This is a genomic window from Pectobacterium polonicum (genome assembly GCF_005497185.1).
In the GTDB taxonomy this organism is placed as follows: domain Bacteria; phylum Pseudomonadota; class Gammaproteobacteria; order Enterobacterales; family Enterobacteriaceae; genus Pectobacterium; species Pectobacterium polonicum.
On the sequence record NZ_RJTN01000030.1, the window covers coordinates 1 to 18,815 of the forward strand.

Annotated in this window: 17 protein-coding genes; 2 read left to right on the plus strand and 15 right to left on the minus strand. The window is 51.2% G+C overall.

Annotated elements, in window-relative coordinates:
• Positions 1-514 (plus strand): aminotransferase class III-fold pyridoxal phosphate-dependent enzyme (locus tag EDI29_RS20680; RefSeq protein WP_137742391.1); only part of this gene is annotated, 514 nt, incomplete at its 5' end.
• Between the two features lie 70 nt (positions 515-584).
• On the opposite strand, the gene phoU is transcribed toward EDI29_RS20680, so the two are convergent.
• The 8 genes from phoU to glmU form a co-directional block, all read right to left on the minus strand.
• A complete protein-coding gene (gene phoU / locus EDI29_RS20685) occupies positions 585-1,316 on the minus strand; it encodes a phosphate signaling complex protein PhoU (RefSeq protein WP_014702165.1) in 732 nt (243 codons plus the stop codon).
• A 13-nt stretch (positions 1,317-1,329) separates the two neighbouring features.
• A complete protein-coding gene (pstB, locus tag EDI29_RS20690; RefSeq protein WP_010681437.1) occupies positions 1,330-2,103 on the minus strand; it encodes a phosphate ABC transporter ATP-binding protein PstB in 774 nt (257 codons plus the stop codon).
• 86 nt (positions 2,104-2,189) lie between these two features.
• Entirely contained in the window at positions 2,190-3,077 is an 888-nt protein-coding gene (gene pstA / locus EDI29_RS20695; RefSeq protein WP_039475203.1) for a phosphate ABC transporter permease PstA, read from the minus strand.
• On the minus strand, positions 3,077-4,036 hold the full coding sequence (gene pstC / locus EDI29_RS20700; protein ID WP_005976607.1) for a phosphate ABC transporter permease PstC: 960 nt from the start codon (positions 4,034-4,036) through the stop codon (positions 3,077-3,079). Before pstC ends, pstA begins: the two co-directional genes overlap by 1 nt.
• Before the next feature lie 120 nt (positions 4,037-4,156).
• Positions 4,157-5,197: a phosphate ABC transporter substrate-binding protein PstS gene (gene pstS / locus EDI29_RS20705; RefSeq protein WP_014702161.1), complete on the minus strand. Its 1,041-nt coding sequence runs from the start codon at positions 5,195-5,197 to the stop codon at positions 4,157-4,159.
• A 212-nt stretch (positions 5,198-5,409) separates the two neighbouring features.
• Entirely contained in the window at positions 5,410-6,837 is a 1,428-nt protein-coding gene (locus EDI29_RS20710; protein ID WP_137742392.1) for a DUF4026 domain-containing protein, read from the minus strand.
• A 164-nt stretch (positions 6,838-7,001) separates the two neighbouring features.
• A complete protein-coding gene (gene glmS / locus EDI29_RS20715; RefSeq protein ID WP_137742393.1) occupies positions 7,002-8,834 on the minus strand; it encodes a glutamine--fructose-6-phosphate transaminase (isomerizing) in 1,833 nt (610 codons plus the stop codon).
• A gap of 188 nt (positions 8,835-9,022) precedes the next feature.
• Complete coding sequence (glmU, locus tag EDI29_RS20720; protein WP_137742394.1) at positions 9,023-10,393, minus strand: bifunctional UDP-N-acetylglucosamine diphosphorylase/glucosamine-1-phosphate N-acetyltransferase GlmU; 1,371 nt, start codon at positions 10,391-10,393, stop codon at positions 9,023-9,025.
• 313 nt (positions 10,394-10,706) lie between these two features.
• Between glmU and pelX the strand changes: the two genes are divergently transcribed.
• Complete coding sequence (gene pelX, locus EDI29_RS20725; RefSeq protein WP_137742395.1) at positions 10,707-12,941, plus strand: pectate disaccharide-lyase PelX; 2,235 nt, start codon at positions 10,707-10,709, stop codon at positions 12,939-12,941.
• A gap of 197 nt (positions 12,942-13,138) precedes the next feature.
• On the opposite strand, the gene EDI29_RS20730 is transcribed toward pelX, so the two are convergent.
• The 7 genes from EDI29_RS20730 to atpE all read right to left on the minus strand — a co-directional run bounded on the left by EDI29_RS20730 (position 13,139) and on the right by atpE (position 18,799).
• Positions 13,139-13,558 (minus strand): F0F1 ATP synthase subunit epsilon, encoded by a 420-nt coding sequence (locus EDI29_RS20730; RefSeq protein ID WP_005976558.1) that lies wholly within the window; start codon positions 13,556-13,558, stop codon positions 13,139-13,141.
• A 19-nt stretch (positions 13,559-13,577) separates the two neighbouring features.
• Positions 13,578-14,960, minus strand: a complete 1,383-nt coding sequence (atpD, locus tag EDI29_RS20735; protein ID WP_107171132.1) for a F0F1 ATP synthase subunit beta — start codon at positions 14,958-14,960, stop codon at positions 13,578-13,580.
• A 47-nt stretch (positions 14,961-15,007) separates the two neighbouring features.
• A complete protein-coding gene (gene atpG, locus EDI29_RS20740) occupies positions 15,008-15,871 on the minus strand; it encodes a F0F1 ATP synthase subunit gamma (protein WP_107171131.1) in 864 nt (287 codons plus the stop codon).
• Positions 15,872-15,923: 52 nt separating this feature from the next.
• A complete protein-coding gene (atpA, locus tag EDI29_RS20745) occupies positions 15,924-17,465 on the minus strand; it encodes a F0F1 ATP synthase subunit alpha (protein ID WP_005976551.1) in 1,542 nt (513 codons plus the stop codon).
• 12 nt (positions 17,466-17,477) lie between these two features.
• Positions 17,478-18,011 (minus strand): F0F1 ATP synthase subunit delta, encoded by a 534-nt coding sequence (gene atpH / locus EDI29_RS20750; protein ID WP_010300085.1) that lies wholly within the window; start codon positions 18,009-18,011, stop codon positions 17,478-17,480.
• 14 nt (positions 18,012-18,025) lie between these two features.
• Positions 18,026-18,496 carry a F0F1 ATP synthase subunit B gene (gene atpF / locus EDI29_RS20755; protein ID WP_107171129.1) on the minus strand — a complete coding sequence of 157 codons (471 nt, stop codon included), beginning with the start codon at positions 18,494-18,496 and terminating at the stop codon, positions 18,026-18,028.
• Positions 18,497-18,559: 63 nt separating this feature from the next.
• Positions 18,560-18,799: a F0F1 ATP synthase subunit C gene (atpE, locus tag EDI29_RS20760; RefSeq protein ID WP_005976545.1), complete on the minus strand. Its 240-nt coding sequence runs from the start codon at positions 18,797-18,799 to the stop codon at positions 18,560-18,562.
• Positions 18,800-18,815 lie beyond the last annotated feature (16 nt).

Sequence of the window (18,815 nt, forward strand, 5' to 3'; positions counted from 1 at the left end):
GATCGTTCTTGCGAAGGGAATTGCCAGCGGATATATGCCGATTGCCGCACTCCTGCTCAGCGAATCGTTCGCAGAAACCGTTGAAGGGGCTGGCGGCGGCGGGTCGTTCGCTGGGCATCTGGTTGCCTGTGCCGTCGCCAGCGCCAATATCGATATCATTGAGAATGAGCAATTGGTTCAGGCCTCCCGCACGCGTAGCGAACAGTTACTCAAGGCGCTGGCACCGTTAAACGAGCTGGGTATCGTCGGCAATATTCGCGGTCGCGGGTTAATGATTGGTCTGGAGCTGGTAGCGGATAAGAGTACGAAGGTGTCGCTCTTTCGTCACTATCCTGAGCTGCTGGCAGAGATTCCCCGCTTCGCGCGTGAAGATGAAGGTGTCATCCTGTCCATTCATGGTGGCGCACTGTCGCTGACGCCGCCGCTGGTCATTACCGCTGACGAGGTAGAGCGGCTTGCACATACGGTGGAAAACACGCTGAAACATGCCACCGCGTATATCGGTCGTAAGTAACTCGCCGCCTTCATATAAAAACTAACGCCCTGCAAGCAGGGCGTTATCAGACGTTAAACGCGAAATAACGTTACTCTTCCGCTTTTCTGTCTTTCTCAGCCAGCAGCTTTTCCAGCGCATCGCCACCCAGGTGACGGAAATCCTGACCTTTGACGAAATAGAAGATAAATTCGCAGATGTTCTGGCAACGGTCACCGATACGCTCGATAGAACGGGCGCAGAACAACGCCGTCAGTACGCTTGGGATGGTGCGAGGATCTTCCATCATGTGGGTCATCAGTTGACGCACAATCCCTTCGTACTCTTTATCCACTTTTTTGTCTTCGCGATAAATACGGATCGCTTCGTCCAGATCCATACGGGCAAAGGCATCCAGCACATCATGCAGCATCTGCACGGTGTGGCGCCCTAATGACTCCAGACTCACCAGCAGCGGCTGATGCTGATGGGAGAATTTCTCCAGCGCGGTGCGACAGATTTTATCCGCCACGTCGCCGATACGTTCCAGTTCAGAGATGGTTTTGATGATCGCCATTACCAAACGCAGATCGCTGGCGGTCGGCTGACGTTTCGCAATAATACGCACGCAGGCTTCATCGATCGCCACTTCCATCATGTTAACTTTGGCGTCGCCTTCAATCACCTGCTGAGCCAGCTCCGCATCCTGATTATGCATCGCTGTAATCGCGTCACTCAGCTGTTGCTCCACCAGCCCGCCCATCGTCAGGACCTGCGTGCGGATGTGTTCCAGTTCGGCGTTAAACTGACCGGAAATGTGTTTGTTCAGATTCAGATTATCCATGATGCTTTCCTAATCAACCGTAACGGCCGGTGATGTAATCTTCAGTCTGCTTCTGCCGTGGGGCAGTAAACAGGGTATCAGTATCGCTGAACTCAATCAGCTCACCCAAATACATAAACGCCGTATGATCTGAACAACGCGCTGCCTGCTGCATGTTATGTGTCACGATGACCACGGTGTAGTCTTTTTTCAGCTCGGAGATCAGTTCTTCAATGCGGCCGGTAGAAATCGGGTCAAGCGCAGAACAGGGTTCATCCAGCAGCAAGACATCTGGGCGAATCGCGATACCACGCGCAATACATAAACGCTGCTGTTGACCACCGGACAGGCTATAGCCGCTCTGGTGCAGCTTATCTTTCGTCTCTTGCCACAGCGCGGCTTTGGTCAGCGCCCACTGAACGCGTTCATCCATATCGGCACGAGACAGTTTTTCAAACAGACGCACACCAAACGCGATATTGTCGTAAATCGACATCGGAAACGGCGTCGGCTTCTGGAACACCATGCCGACCTTGGCGCGCAGCAACGCGATATCTTGCTTATCAGTCAGGATGTTATTGCCATCCAGCAGGATATCGCCCTCGGCACGCTGCTCAGGGTAGAGCTGATACATTTTGTTCAGGGTACGCAGCAGCGTAGATTTACCACAGCCGGACGGACCGATAAACGCGGTAACCTGATTCGCGGCAATATCCAGCGTAATGTTTTTCAACGCATGGAATTTTCCGTAATAGAAATTCAGATCGCGTACCTGGATTTTGTTGGATGTCTCAGTAGCCATACTCATCAAGACTTCTCTCTTTTTCCTGGCGCTGCCTGGCAGCGCCTTGAATTTATTTAATGTTTCTCAGAAAACGACTATTTCTTAGCGAATTAGTGCTTCTTGGCAGAGAAAATAACGCGCGCCAGAATATTCAGCAGCAGCACACACAGCGTAATCAGCAGTACACCCGCCCAGGCCAGCTGTTGCCACTCCACAAACGGGCTCATGGCAAACTTAAATATGGTGACCGGCAGGTTAGCAATCGGATGCATCATATCCGTGCTCCAGAACTGATTCGACAGCGACGTAAACAGCAGCGGCGCGGTTTCCCCAGCGATACGCGCAATGGCCAGTAATACCCCGGTGATGATGCCCGATACCGATGCCTTCAGCGTAATCGCAGAAATCATTTTCCATTTCGGCGTACCCAGCGCATAAGCCGCTTCACGCAGGCTATCCGGTACCAGTTTAAGCATGTTCTCGGTGGTACGAATCACAATCGGCACCTGCAACAGCGCCAGCGCAATCACGCCCGCCCAGCCGGAGAAGTGCTGCATTTTTGCCACCACCAGCGTGTAGACAAACAGACCCACCACAATCGACGGTGCTGAAAGCAGAATGTCGTTGATGAAACGAATCACTTCGGCGATCCAGGATTTACGACCGTATTCCGCCAGATAAATGCCCGCCATAATCCCCAGTGGCGTACCCAGCAGCGTCGCCCACAGGATCAACAATCCGCTCCCGACGATGGCATTCGCCAATCCACCACCCGCCGTGTTGGGCGGCGGCGTCATTTCGGTAAATAACGCCAGAGACATGCCATCCACGCCTCGGGTCACCGTCGAAAACAGAATCCAGACCAGCCAGAACAGGCCGAACACCATCGTGGACATCGATAAGAACAGCGCAATGCGGTTTTTCTGGCGACGCCAGGCCTGCATTTTACGCCGCGAACGCTCCAGAGCAGCGTCTTGCTCTATGCCTAATGCAGCCATTAGCGCGCCCCCTCATTTTTAGCCAGACGCATCACCATCAGCTTTGAACACGCCAGAACAATAAAGGTAATCACAAACAGGATCAGACCCAGCTCCATCAGCGCCGCGGTATGCACGCCGGATTCGGCTTCGGCGAATTCGTTCGCCAGCGCAGAGGTAATACTGTTGCCCGGCATATACAGCGACGCGCTGTCGAGCTGGTAAGTGTTCCCGATGATAAAGGTAACCGCCATGGTTTCCCCCAAGGCGCGCCCCAATCCCAACATCACCCCGCCGATGACACCGTTCTTGGTATAAGGCAGCACAATGCGCCAGATCACTTCCCACGTCGTACAGCCGATGCCGTAGGCGGACTCTTTCATCATGACTGGCGTTTGCTCAAACACATCACGCATCACCGCTGCAATGTAAGGAATAATCATGATGGCCAGAATAACGCCGGCCGCCAGAATACCAATCCCGAATGCCGGGCCGGAGAACAGCGAGCCAACAATAGGAATACCGGACAGGACGTTACCTACCGGTTGCTGGAAGTATTTGGCAAACAGCGGAGCGAAAATGAACAGCCCCCACATGCCGTAGACAATACTCGGTATGGCCGCCAGCAATTCAATTGCTACGCCAAGCGGGCGTTTCAACCAGGCCGGGGCCAATTCTGTCAGAAATAACGCAATCCCGAAGCTAATCGGAATCGCAATAATCAGTGCAATCAGTGAGGTTACGACCGTACCGTAAATCGGAACCAGTGCACCAAACTGCTCTGCGGGCGCATCCCACTCTTTCGTCCACAAGAAGGCAAAACCGAACTTCTCGATGCTGGGCCAGGACGCCACAATCAGGGAAACAATGATGCCTCCCAACAACAGTAGCGTGACCAGCGCCGCCAGTTTTACCAGCGTGCTGAAGAGGATATCGCCATATTTCCCCGGGGCTTTGATAGTTGGCTTGTACTCCGCCATACGTCTCTCTTCTCGATTTAACTGCATTTGATAAATTATTGAAGGCAGAGAGGCTTATCACCTCTCCGCCCCGATACGACGTGTTATTCCACTACGTATTTCCAGAACTCACGCTCTGGCTTAGTACAACGCTTTACCGTTGCTGTCTTTTACCTGGGTTTTCCAGGCGGCACGAATTTGCTCAACCACTTCTTTTGGCAGCGTGGCGTAATCCAGCGCTTCAGCTTGCTCACCGCCTTTCTTGAACGACCAGTCGAAGAATTTCAACACTTCGGCACCCTGCTCAGGTTTTTCCTGCTTGGTGTGAACCAGGATGAAGGTGGTGGACGTGATCGGCCATGCATCAGCGCCTTTCTGGTTGGTCAGATCCTGAGCGAAAGATTTGCTCCAGTCGATCTCTTTAGCCGCGTTGCTGAAGCTGGCACCCGTTGGGCTAACCGCTTTACCATCGGCAGAAATCAGTTTGGTGTAAGCCAGGTTGTTCTGCTTGGCATACGCATATTCTACGTAACCGATAGAACCAGGCAGACGCTGTACGAACGCCGCGATACCATCGTTACCTTTGCCACCCAGACCGGTCGGCCAGTTCACTGTAGAACCCGCGCCGATCTTCTCTTTCCACTCTGGGTTCACTTTCGCCAGGTAGCTGGTGAACACGAAAGACGTACCAGAACCGTCAGCACGACGAACCACAGCGATATCCTGATCCGGCAGTTTGGCGTTCGGGTTCAGTTTGGTGATTGCCGGGTCGTTCCATTTTTTAATGTTACCCAGGTAGATATCACCCAGTGTTTTACCATCCAGCGTCAATTCGCCAGATTTGATACCAGGAACGTTTACTGCCAGTACCACGCCACCGATAACGGTTGGGAACTGGAATAAACCATCCTGTGCTAATTTGTCATCGGCCAGAGGCGCGTCAGAGGCACCAAAATCTACCGTTTTAGCGATAATCTGTTTTACACCGCCAGAAGAACCGATGCCTTGATAGTTAACTTTATTACCGGTTTCTTTTTGATAGGAGTCAGCCCATTTGGCATAAACAGGCGCAGGGAATGTCGCACCGGCACCGGTGAGGTTAGCGGCAGCAAAAGCGGAGACCGCTGTCAGAGAAAAGGTTGCCGCAACAACACTGGCAAGAGTGGTACGCATCAGTTTCATAATCCCTCCTGTGGGATACTCGACGTGTCGACGTAGAGCCGTTATCAAATCAGAGTTATCAAATCAGAGTGTAGTTCGCAGGAGGAAAAATAGGACAATTTAGTGACAGTAAAATGTACGCAATATGACAGTTTTATGACAAGCAAGCAGCAGGCGGGAAAGTTCAGGAACTACCAGCCAGAACAGGCGCTCTGACTGGTGGAGGAGAGCGGTCAGTGAGTCTGGCTATGGCTAAGCAATTTGTAAATCGTATCAGGCTTATAGCTATCGCCCTGATAATAAATCGCCCAGTCGGTTACCCACGATATATCAATAGAATACACACCGCCTTCCTGCATATCCTCAACGTAGAACGGATGATTGATTAATGTCCCCGTGACGACCGCGTCGTCGATTTTTTCGGGCACAAACCACATGTGTTCACGCTCTTCTCCCTCTTCGCCATGAGGAATGCCAAACTTCACCATAAAGCGCCATTCACTTTCGACAGGTTTAGGTGCTTTTTTTAATAGCTTAGCTAAAAATCCCGGCTTAGCCGGTTCGTCACTCACATGGTAGTTTTTAAACATGTTGACGAAATAACGCCAGCGCAGCTGCGCTTTACGTGACATTTCTGCCGTTTCCGCATTCGTGCGCCAGAACATGATGGCGTTCTGCTCATCAAACCCTTTGAAGAACGTTTGCAGTACCGGATTCTCTTCGTTGGTACGAAACAGTATGCAGGAAGGCTCCTGATGCACGTCATCCCGATCGGCGCGATCGCCCAGAAACACGCCTTCCGGCGTTCCGTCCAGATCGTAGTGCATCTCTTCCAGAGGCCGCAATTGGTCAATCGGTGTGGATTGATTCACATGCCGTAGCCCTTCTTCAAACGGCAACGCCACCAGATATTCATAGCCGCTGTCCGTTTGCCCGCACAGAATCGGCTCATTAAAGGTAATTTTCTGATTTTGAATCGCATTATTAACAAAGCTTCGGAATAAATCCGGGATGCCATAATACGAACTCAGCGTCTCAGGAATAACTAATTCAGCCTCCGTCAGGCCGCATCGCGCCAGACCATGCGAGTGAAACCAGAATGTCGTTGGCGGATCGTTCTCGGTGTCGTACACGGCATGAATGGTATACAGCGATTCAATTTCCGGCAGGACATCATCTTCCAGCTGAAAACTCAGCCATTCACGGGTAAACACGTTACCGGCCGCAGAAATATCGATACCCAGGAGAAAATCCGGCACCACGGCGCTTAATAAGCGGAGCTGATGAACGTAATCTTCCAGCGGATTGGGGCCAAAAATACACTCAACCATCACTTCCTGCGTTGCCGCATTAGCCTGCGCCAGCAGCTCCGGCGAAATCTCATCGGTTGAATGTATCGGCGTGATGTTATTCTCGGGATCGCGCTCCGTTACCTCAAGATAAAAGGTCAGCTCGCGATCGTGATGACGACAGGTATAAAAGAATCCGCCCTGTTCCTGCTCGGTATAGCTTATTTCGCCTTCGGTGAAAAATGACTGCGCCTCTAACAAGCTCTCCAACAGTGGATAGTTCATCTCGCGTGAGGAGAAAGCCACCATCGTTGAAGGCGCTTTTTCACCCTTCCCTTCAGCGATATCCAGATATTGTTGTTTGTTATTCATATTAAGAACTAATCAATGTTTAATATGGGTAAACCAATATACCCAATAAATTTTGATAAGGAGAGTGCGGTGGACTTAAAATAAGGGGGATAAAAAATGAGATGAACTATAAAAATAAGCAGAGGTAAATAACACAATCGCTATTTACCTCCGTTTTTAAAAAATTACTCTACAGTAACGGATTTCGCCAGGTTACGTGGCTGATCGACGTCCGTACCTTTAATCAGCGCGACGTGATAAGACAGCAGCTGTAACGGCACCGTATAGAAGATTGGCGCAATCACTTCTTCGATATGCGGCAGCGGAATAATTTTCATATTTTCGCTGCTGGTGAAACCGGCATCTTCGTCAGCGAAGACATACAGCTCGCCGCCGCGCGCCCGAACTTCTTCGATGTTGGATTTCAATTTTTCCAACAGTTCATTGTTCGGTGCTACCACGACAACCGGCATATCGGCATCAATCAGCGCCAGCGGACCGTGTTTCAGCTCGCCTGCCGCATAGGCTTCCGCGTGGATGTAAGAGATCTCTTTCAGCTTCAGCGCCCCTTCCATCGCGATCGGGTACTGATCGCCACGGCCGAGGAACAGCGCATGATGCTTGTCAGAGAAACCTTCTGCCAGAGACTCGATGAGCTTGTCTTGGGACAGCATCTGCTCAATACGCGCGGGAAGCGCTTGCAAACCATGAACGATATCATGCTCAATCTGCGCATCCATACCGCGCAGACGGCCAACGCGCGCCACCAGCATCAGCAGAACGGTAAGCTGAGTGGTGAAAGCTTTAGTCGAGGCCACGCCAATCTCTACGCCTGCTTTGGTCATCAGCGCCAGATCGGACTCACGCACCAGCGAGGAACCTGCAACGTTACAGATAGCCAGCGACCCCAGATAACCCAGTTCTTTGGACAAACGTAACGCAGCCAGCGTATCCGCCGTTTCACCAGACTGAGACAGGGTAATCATCAGGCTGTTCTTACGCACGGCAGGTTTGCGATAGCGGAACTCAGAAGCGATTTCTACGTCACACGGAATCCCCGCCAGCGCTTCAAACCAGTAGCGGGAAACCATACCGGAGTTGTAGGACGTCCCGCACGCGATAATCTGAACATGCTCAACTTTCGCCAGCAGTTCATCCGCTTTAGGGCCTAATTCAGAAAGATTGATCTCACCGTGGCTGAAACGCCCTTCAAGGGTGTTCTTGATTGCCATCGGCTGTTCGTAGATCTCTTTCTGCATGTAGTGACGATATGCGCCTTTGTCACCGGCATCATAATTCACTTTTGATTCAATTTCTTCGCGTGTAGCAAGCTGGCCTGATTTGTCAAACACGCGCACGTCACGACGGGTGATCTCCGCCACGTCGCCTTCTTCCAGGAACATGAAGCGGCGCGTCACAGGCAGCAATGCCAGTTGATCGGAGGCAATGAAATTCTCACCCACACCACGGCCAATCACCAGCGGGCTACCTGAGCGCGCAGCGACTAATACGCTTGGGTCGCGGTTATCTAGCACCACCATGCCATAGGCACCGCGCAGCTGTGGGATCACACGCTTAACGACTTCAACCAGCGTCCCGCCATTCTGCTGCTGTTCGAAATGAACCAGGTGGGCAACGACTTCAGTGTCAGTTTCAGAAACAAAACGATAGCCGCGACCGATCATCAGTTCGCGTAGCGGCTCGTGGTTTTCGATAATACCGTTATGGACGATAGTGATATGTTCAGAAACATGCGGGTGCGCATTCTCTTCAGAAGGTTCACCGTGCGTTGCCCAGCGGGTATGAGCGATGCCTGTACCACCGTGTAGCTCATGCTCATCAGCAGCCTGAGACAGCACCTGCACTTTACCCAAACGGCGCAAACGAGCGACATGCCCTTCGCTGTCAACAACCGCCAGGCCCGCAGAGTCATAGCCGCGGTACTCAAGACGGCGTAAACCTTCCAGTAAAATTTCTGCAATATCACGTTGCGCGACTGCGCCTACAATTCCACACATCGATGTGTATTCCTATAAAAGTGACATATTGTGTCACCTGGGATGTCTTAGACCTGATTGTTCCGGTTTTTCCGGGTTCCCCGAGCCTTGTAGAGAGTTGGGGATTATTATGTTTTGTTTTGCGCTCTGGGAGACAAAGCACAGGACAAAACCACCTCCGCCACAAGCGGAGGTATATCGCTAAACGACTATTTCTTCTTCACCGGACGCTGCCACCCGGAGATATGCCGTTGTTTCACGCGACCAATCACCAGTTCGTTCTCTGCGACATCACGCGTGACCGTTGTGCCGGCACCAATCGTCGCGCCGTTGGCAACGCTGACGGGCGCCACCAATTGAGAATCCGAACCGACAAACACATCATCACCAATAATCGTTTTGTGTTTATTAGCACCGTCATAATTACAGGTGATCGTTCCCGCACCAATATTAACACCGGAACCAATATCCGCATCACCTAAATAGCTAAGATGTCCCGCTTTTGAGCCTTTCCCCAGACGCGCTTTTTTCAGTTCAACAAAATTGCCAACGTGCGCCCCCTCGGCCAGCTCAGATCCTGGGCGCAAGCGGGCAAATGGCCCGATGGTGCACTGCGCTTCCAGAACGGCATCCTCCACTACGGAATAAGGGCTGATCTCACAATCATCGCCAATGATGGAGTTTTTGATCACACAGCCAGCACCGATTTTCACCCGGTTGCCCAGCTTAACATTGCCTTCCACGACCACATTGATATCAATCACCACATCGCGACCATGAGTCAGTTCGCCACGCAGATCAAATCGTGCCGGATCGAGCAGCATAACACCGGCCAGCAGCAGCTTATCCGCCTGTTCACGCTGATAAACCCGCTCTAGCGCCGACAGTTGCAGGCGATTATTAACGCCTTCAACTTCGCTCAGCCGCTCTGGATGGACCGCTTCAACGCGCTGACCTTCTTCCGCTGCCATCGCAATAATATCGGTGATGTAAAACTCACCCTGTGCGTTGTTGTTATTCAACTGGCTTAGCCAACGCTTCAGGTCCTTGCCGTTCGCAATCAGAATGCCGGTATTGATCTCGTTAATCTGGCGCTGTGCTTCGCTGGCATCTTTGTGCTCGACGATCCCAACCACCGCGCCCTTTTCACGCACAATTCGCCCATAGCCCGTCGGATCGTCCAGCTTCACCGTCAACAGGCCGATACCGCCCTGCGGCTTAGCCTCACGTAAACGTCCCAGTGTTTGCGATGAAATCAGCGGCACATCGCCATACAACATCAAGATATCTTCATCATCAGCAAAATGAGGGGCAGCTTGCTGCATCGCATGCCCGGTTCCCAACTGTTCCGCCTGAAGCACCCAGTTCAACGCCGGATCGGCCAATTCACGTTTTAACAAATCACCGCCGTGACCATATACCAGATGCACATGCTGTGCGCCTGTCGTCATGGCCGCATCAATAACATGCTGAACCATCGGCTTGCCCGCCAATTGGTGTAACACCTTAGGAAGGTCGGAATACATACGGGTTCCTTTACCCGCAGCGAGAATAACTACACTCATAGCACTATTTGACATAAGCATCCTGACAATACGAAGCCACTGCCTCGCAGAATAAAAATGACCAGCCGATTACGACCTGAATAACCAGAGTTTACCGAAATTCCGGCATAACGCAGATAATTTTTGGTGAGCTTTTTCTGAAAGTCGCTCGCAAAGCCATGAATACACATGAGGAAAGTATGAGGTTCTCAACAACAAAAATGGCACATGGTTTTATAAAAAGCAGACTTTGTTTTTAAGTATTTCTATTTGTGACACACACAAAAGAAACAGCGTTTCATTTATAGCAATATACGCGGGCGAATAATTCAATAACGAAGGAGACACAATGAAACGTTGTTCTTCACAAAAATGTGATTTTGTACGGAAACACCGTTCTTCACGCCTCGCAGCCGTCGCGTTGACGAATGCATTACTCTTCAGCTTCAGTACACACGCCGCGACAGAATCAACCCCCGTCTGGCACGGAATGGCATTTGGTCAGTCGACAGATGTAAACTTCTCGTCCAACGTTCTGCCGGAAAAAATTGGCGTCAACGATGTCACCATCAACGGCAAGAAATTAGCGCCAGGGGATAATGCTGATTTGTCCGCACCGATCACGATTGAAAGCCGTGGCGGAAAGATTGCCAACACCCATGACGGATTGACGTTCTTCTATACGCAGTTGCCTGCCAATGTGAATTTTACGCTTCAGTCTGATATTACAGTGGAACAGTTTGGGCCAGAAAATGGTGCCAAACCTGCGGCTCAGGAAGGTGCAGGGATTTTGGTACGCGATATTATCGGCGTGCCACGTCAGGAACCATTGAAAGAAGGGTATGAAGAATTCCCTGCGGCGTCCAACATGGTGATGAACGCCATCATGACGCAGGATAAAAAATCGCATACCGAAATCAAGCTACAAGCTATTTTGCGTAATGGCGTCACGCAACCGTGGGGCAACGCGGGCGCGAAAATTACCAAAACCAGCTATCAGGAAAACGTCAATCTGGAGCAGACACCGACGTTCCGTCTGAAACTGGAACGTACCAACGACGGCTTCATTACCTCTTATGCACCAAAAGGCACGGATAACTGGGTATCAAAAGAAGTCAAAGGTGCAGATGTTGTCACCAAGTTGGACAAAGACCACTACTACGTCGGTTTCTTTGCCTCCCGTAACGCCAAAATCATCGTCAGTAATGCACAGTTGACTACAGCACCGGCGCAAACCAAAGCCTCACCGGAATTTAAAGTCAAGGCTTACGATCCGTTACTACAGGTGATGTCATCGCCTAAAACCACCAGCGAAAACTATGTTGTACAGGCTAAAGCCAATTACAACGGTACGATCGCCGTTTCACAAGACGGTAAATCTCTCGGTGATGCCAAGCAGGTAAAAGCAGGTGAGACGTTCTCTCTGCCAGCAAAAATTGCCGGTAATAGCGCAGAATTCAAGCTCGCTTACCAGCCTGCGGATGGGGATGATAAAGCGGTCAAAGAGAGCACGTTCAAGGTTGAAAAAGTGGCCTATGCAGATGCCAAAAATCTGTATGTTTCGCCACAGGGTTCAGCCAGCAACGACGGCAGTAAAAATGCACCGCTCGATTTAGCCAGCGCCGTCGCCGCTCTGCCAGCAGGCGGCACAATTTGGCTCAACGATGGCGATTACAGCGCGGCTGAAATCCCTGTCAGCGCCAGCGGCCAGCAAAAAGCCGTCAAGAACCTGTTTACCGTCGGTAATAAAGCCGTCATTCACGGCTTGCAACTGAAGGCAAGCCATTGGCATGTTAAAGGGATTGAAATCACCGAGAAACCGTTCCGTATCGAAGGAAGCTACAACACCATCGAACGCGTTCTGGCGCACCACGCTGACGATACCGGTATTCAGGTAACTTCAACGGCCGATGTAGGCAGACCACTGTGGGCTAGCCATAACCTGATCCTGAACTCAGAATCTCACAGCAACCAGGACCCTGGCAAAATTAACGCTGACGGTTTTGCGGTAAAAATGCGTGTCGGTGAAGGCAACGTAATCCGCGGCGCATTCTCACACAACAACATCGATGACGGCTTCGACCTGTTTAACAAAATTGAAGACGGTGCAAACGGCGTTGTGGTGATCGAGAATTCAATTGCTATGAACAACACCAGCAATGGCTTCAAAATGGGTGGCGAAGGTCAGCCAGTGGCGCATCAGGTTAAAAACAGTATTGCAGTGGGTAACAAACTTGATGGTTTCACTGATAACTTCAACCCTGGTGCACTGATCGTTGAAGACAACATCGCGTTAGATAATGAACGCTTTAACTTTATTTTCCGTCCAAGCCCTTACTCTGGCCCGGAAAAACAAGGCGTCTTCAAGAACAACATTTCACTGAAAACCAAAGCGGGTAAATATGATGATGCAGTTGTCGGCAATATCGATAACACCAACTACTTCATCAAAGGCGACCGTTCGGTTAACGCGCAAGGTAAGGAAGTCACAGTAAATAACTTCGTTTCAGTTATCGTCCCTGAGACGTTTACGCGTGATGCCAAAGGCAATCTGGTACTTGGCGACTTCCTGAAGAAGAAATAAGCCACTTCAAATAAACCCCGCCTAAGAAGGTGGGGTTGCTAATAAAACGCGTCGAGCACAGTAGTTAATGGTTCGTCAACAATCTGAATGCCTGCTGCTCTCGCAGGCATTTTTTATCTCGGCGTATAACATCACCTTAAATGAAAAAGGCCAGTCAGTGTGAACTGACTGGCCTTCAATTATTGCAAGCTTATCTGCTACATCGCTTTTCTGGTCAACTCGATAACGCGCAGTTTCGCAATCGCTTTAGTCAGCTCTGCGGAAGCCTGAGCATAATCCACGTCGCCATGCGAATTACGGATATGGTCTTCTGCTTTGCGTTTCGCTTCCAACGCACGGGCTTCATCCAAATCCTGTCCACGAATAGCGGTATCGGACAGTACGGTAACCATATTCGGCTGCACCTCAAGGACGCCACCAGAAAGGTAGATATACTCTTCTTCACCGTGCTGCTTAACGATACGAATCATACCCGGTTTAATGGCAGTGAGCAGAGGGGCATGTCCCGGATAAATACCCAGTTCGCCTTCGCTCCCCGTTACCTGGATCTTCTGCACCAGACCGGAGAACATTTGCTGTTCCGCACTCACGACATCCAGATGGTAAGTCATAGCCATGTCACCCTCCTACAAGGCGTTACAGTTTCTTGGCTTTTTCCACGACTTCTTCAATGGAACCAACCATGTAGAACGCCTGCTCTGGCAGGTGGTCGTATTCGCCTTCCATAATCCCTTTAAAGCCACGGATGGTGTCTTTCAGGGAAACGTATTTACCTGGAGAACCGGTAAATACTTCAGCAACGAAGAACGGCTGAGACAGGAAGCGCTGAATCTTACGCGCACGGGATACCACCAGCTTATCTTCTTCAGACAGCTCGTCCATACCCAGAATTGCGATGATGTCCTTCAGTTCCTGATAACGTTGCAGAATAGACTGCACGCCACGGGCAACATCGTAGTGTTCCTGACCAACTACCAGCGGGTCCAACTGACGGCTGGTGGAGTCCAGCGGGTCAACGGCCGGGTAGATACCCAGAGAAGCGATCTGGCGGCTCAGTACCACAGTTGCATCCAAGTGGGCAAAGGTGGTGGCTGGTGACGGGTCAGTCAAGTCATCCGCAGGAACGTAAACGGCCTGAACGGAGGTGATAGAACCGGTTTTGGTTGAGGTGATACGTTCTTGCAGAACGCCCATCTCTTCCGCCAGCGTCGGCTGATAACCTACCGCAGAAGGCATACGCCCCAGCAGTGCAGATACTTCCGTACCGGCCAGGGTATAACGATAAATGTTATCGACGAACAACAATACGTCACGGCCTTCATCACGGAATTTTTCTGCCATGGTCAGGCCGGTCAGTGCTACGCGCAGACGGTTACCTGGTGGCTCATTCATCTGGCCATAAACCAGTGATACTTTATCGATTACGTTGGAATCGGTCATTTCGTGGTAGAAGTCGTTACCTTCACGGGTACGCTCACCAACACCAGCAAACACAGAGTAACCGGAGTGCTCGATCGCGATGTTACGGATCAGCTCCATCATGTTTACAGTTTTACCTACGCCCGCACCACCGAACAGACCCACTTTACCGCCCTTGGCAAACGGACACATCAGGTCGATAACCTTGATGCCAGTTTCCAGCAGTTCCTGTGAGTTTGACAGCTCTTCATAGCTCGGAGCCGCGCGGTGAATAGCCCAGCGCTCTTCTTCGCCGATATCGCCTTTCATGTCGATGGGATCACCCAACACGTTCATGATACGACCCAGCGTTGCTTTACCTACCGGCACTTCGATCGGGTGGTCCAGGTTATTTACGTTCAACCCGCGACGCAGACCGTCAGAAGAACCCATTGCGATACAACGAACAATACCGCCGCCCAACTGCTGCTGCACTTCCAGCACCAGTTTCTCAGCGCCGTTCTCTACCTCAAGCGCATCGTACACCTTCGGTACGGCATCTTGCGGGAACTCGACGTCCACCACGGCGCCGATTACCTGGATAATCTTTCCAGTAGCCATCTTGAATCCTCTACGTAATTCGACAATACGTAATTCGTAAACCTGCTTTAAACCGCGGAGGCTCCCCCGACGATTTCGGTGAGTTCCTGGGTAATGCTGGCCTGACGAGCTTTGTTGTATACCAACTGAAGCTCTTTGATCAGGCTACCGCCGTTATCGGTCGCGGCTTTCATCGCAACCATTCGCGCGGCCTGCTCACTAGCCAGATTTTCTACGACGCCCTGATAAACCTGAGATTCCACATAACGACGCAGCAGGGTATCCAGCAGCGACTTAGGATCGGGTTCATACAGGTAATCCCAGGCTTTCTTCTTCAACTCACCGTCATCCGAAGGCGGTAACGGTAACACTTGAACAACAAGCGGTTCCTGAGACATGGTATTGATAAACTTGTTGCTTACGATATACAGCTTGTCCAGACGACCTTCGTCGTAGGCTTGCAGCATAACTTTAACCGGGCCGATCAGTTCTGATACGGAAGGGTTATCCCCCATACCGGTAACCTGAGCAACAATGTTTCCGCCTACCGAACCGAAGAAAGAAACCGCTTTGGAGCCAATCAGCGCTAAATCAGTTTGAACGCCTTTATCACTCCAGGATTTCATATCGGCCAACAGTTTCTTGAACAGGTTAATGTTCAAACCACCACACAGGCCACGGTCAGTAGACACCACCAGATACCCAACGCGCTTAACGTCGCGTTCTTCCAGGTACGGGTGTTTATATTCCAGATTTCCTAACGCAAGGTGACCAATCACATTGCGTATGGTTTCCGCATAAGGACGGCTGGCCGCCATACGATCCTGCGATTTACGCATTTTGGAAGCGGCGACCATTTCCATTGCTTTGGTGATCTTCTGCGTATTTTGGACGCTTGCGATCTTACTACGTATCTCTTTTGCGCCGGCCATCTTTGCTTCTCCTCAAAGCCTTGCGGCCTGCTTTACAGCAGGCCACCGGGCGTTACCAGGACTGGGTTGCCTTAAAAGTATCGAGGATGCCTTTAAATTTGCCCTCGATCTCATCGTTATAAGCGCCAGTCTGGTCGATTTGTTGCAGAAGTTCGCCATGCTCACGGTCAGCGTAAGCCAGCAGTGCCGCTTCAAAGCTACCGACTTTCGACAGCTCAACATCTTCCAGATAACCACGTTCCGCCGCAAACAGAACCAGAGACTGCTGTGCGACAGACATCGGCGCATACTGTTTCTGTTTCAACAGCTCGGTCACTTTCTGACCGTGGCTCAACTGTTTACGGGTTGCATCATCAAGATCGGAAGCGAACTGAGAGAATGCTGCCAGCTCACGGTACTGTGCCAGCGCGGTACGAATACCACCGGACAGTTTCTTCATGATCTTGGTCTGCGCTGCACCACCCACACGGGATACGGAGATCCCTGGGTTAACCGCAGGACGAATACCGGCGTTAAACAGGTTGGATTCCAGGAAGATCTGACCATCGGTAATAGAAATTACGTTGGTCGGAACGAACGCAGAAACGTCACCCGCTTGCGTTTCGATGATCGGCAGAGCGGTCAACGAACCGGTTTTCCCTTTCACTTCACCCTTGGTGAATGCTTCAACGTAATCGGCGTTAACGCGCGATGCACGCTCCAGCAAACGGGAGTGGAGATAGAAAACGTCACCAGGATAAGCTTCACGACCTGGCGGACGACGGAGCAACAGAGAAATCTGACGATAAGCAACGGCCTGTTTAGACAGGTCATCATAAATAATCAGCGCATCTTCACCACGGTCGCGGAAGTACTCGCCCATCGCACAACCGGCATACGGTGCCAGATATTGCAGAGCAGCAGATTCAGACGCGGTAGCAACAACAACAATGGTGTTTTCCAGTGCGCCATGCTCTTCCAGTTTACGCACCACGTTAGAAATCGTGGAGGCTTTCTGGCCGATGGCGACGTACACACATTTGATACCGGAATCACGCTGGTTGATGATGGCGTCGATGGCCAGCGCGGTTTTACCCGTCTGACGGTCACCGATAATCAACTCACGCTGACCACGGCCGATTGGAATCATGGCGTCAACGGATTTATAGCCCGTTTGTACTGGCTCATCAACAGACTGACGTTCGATAACGCCAGGCGCAATCGCTTCAACCGCAGAGAAACCGTCATGATCCAGAGCGCCTTTACCATCAATCGGTGCGCCCAGCGTGTTGACCACACGACCTAAAAGGCCGCGACCAACCGGAACTTCAAGAATACGGCCGGTGCATTTTACTTTCATGCCTTCAGCCAGATCCGCATACGGTCCCATGACTACCGCACCAACGGAGTCGCGCTCCAGGTTCAGTGCGATTGCATAGCGGTTACCCGGCAGAGAGATCATCTCCCCCTGCATCACGTCTGCCAGACCGTGGACGCGGATGATTCCGTCACTGACGGAAACAATAGTACCTTCATTGTGAGCTTCGCTCACCACATTGAACTGAGCAATGCGCTGCTTGATCAGTTCGCTGATTTCGGTGGAATTCAGTTGCATGCTCCAGTCCCCTTAAGACTGCAAGACGTCTGCCAGACGTTCCAGACGACCGCGAATGCTGCCATCTATCACCATATCGCCCGCGCGAATAACCACGCCGGCCATGACAGACTTATCAATTTTGCAATTCAGCTTCACTTTGCGTGACAGACGTTTTTCCATAGCGGCAGCGATTTTTGATAGCTGCTGCTCATTCAACGTGTTGGCAGAAATCACATCGACATCAACCGTCGATTCCAGTGCTGCCCGCAGTTGAATAAATTGTTCCAGTACTTCAGTAAGCACTGGTAAACGTCCGTTTTCGGCCATTACCCTAATCAGGTTCTGACCGGCTTCATCAAGTTGATCACCACAAACGGCAATGAACGTTTTCGCCAGCTCAATCGGTGCAACAGCACCAGAAAGCAGCTCGGCAATCTGCTCATTGCGCGCGACTTCAGCCGAAAACGCCAGCATGTTCTGCCAGCGATCCAAGGCCTGATTCTCAACCGCAAAGTCAAAAGCTGCTTTGGCGTAGGGGCGAGCTACCGTGACAAATTCAGACATCAGCCCCTCCCTCCTTACAGTTCAGCGACCAGTTTATCAACGATGTCGCTGTTAGCAGCTTCATCCACGGAACGTTCAATAATTTTCTCGGCACCGGCAATCGCCAATACGGCAACTTGCTTACGCAGCTCTTCGCGAGCGCGTTTACGTTCGGCTTCGATTTCAGCCTGCGCCTGCGCCACAATCTTGTTACGTTCAGCTTCCGCTTCAGCTTTCGCCTCATCCAGGATCTGAGCACGGCGTTTGTTCGCCTGCTCAATGATAACCTGAGCATCCGCTTTGGCTTTCTTCAGTTGATCTGTCGCATTGGCCTGAGCCAAGTTCAAATCTTTTTTGGCACGTTCAGCAGAAGCAAGACCGTCAGCAATTTCTTTTTGACGCTTCTCGATGGCAGCCATCATCGGCGGCCATACAAACTTCATGCAGAACCAGACAAACAGGACGAACGCAATGGCCTGGCCGAGGATTGTTGCATTAATATTCACAGCACAATGCCTCTTTCAAAGTTAAATAAGTTGATGTTTTAACCTCAGCAGAAAACATTCTGCTTAGGCCACCGCAAACATCACATACAGCCCCAGACCAACAGCGATCATTGGGATGGCGTCAACCAGACCCATGACGATAAAGAACTGTGTACGCAGTAAAGGAATCAGGTCAGGCTGACGAGCAGCGCCTTCCAAGAATTTACCACCCAGAATGCCGATACCGATCGCAGCACCGATTGCCGCCAAACCCATCATTAACGCGGCAGCCATGTACAGCAGATCCACACTCAGGTTTTCCATGACAGTCTCCAGTTTG